This window comes from Bartonella sp. AA81SXKL (assembly GCF_042196945.1).
In the GTDB taxonomy this organism is placed as follows: Bacteria; Pseudomonadota; Alphaproteobacteria; order Rhizobiales; family Rhizobiaceae; genus Bartonella.
In genome coordinates this window covers 330-659 of record NZ_JBHIRH010000293.1, presented here as the reverse complement: position 1 = coordinate 659, position 330 = coordinate 330, and the positions used below count along the sequence as shown (strand labels likewise).

The window sequence follows — 330 nt, the reverse complement described above, 5'->3', positions numbered from 1 at the left end:
CCTTCAAGAGAGGCTTTAAGGACCGCAAGTGCTTCATCAGCCTTATTACCTTTGGGACCGCCAGACTGCGCCATATCAGGGCGTCCACCACCGCCTTGACCACCAAGAATACCTGAAAGAATACGTACCAAATCAACAGCATTCAACTTATGCGTTAAATCATCAGTAACCCCAAGAACAGCACTCCCCTTACCATCTTCTGAAACACCAATGAAGGCAACAACTCCAGAGCCAATTTTCTTCTTCCCAGAATCTACTAATGTCTTAAGATCCCGTGGCGAAATATTTTTAACAACACGTCCCATAAAAGAAATGCCATTGATGATGGTA

At 44.5% G+C, this 330-nt stretch carries 1 protein-coding gene; it reads right to left on the bottom strand.

Annotated features, from left to right (window positions below):
* Positions 1-330, bottom strand: a 330-nt coding sequence (locus tag ACFINZ_RS11200; protein ID WP_375701554.1) for a DHHA1 domain-containing protein, incomplete at both ends; no start/stop codon positions are given.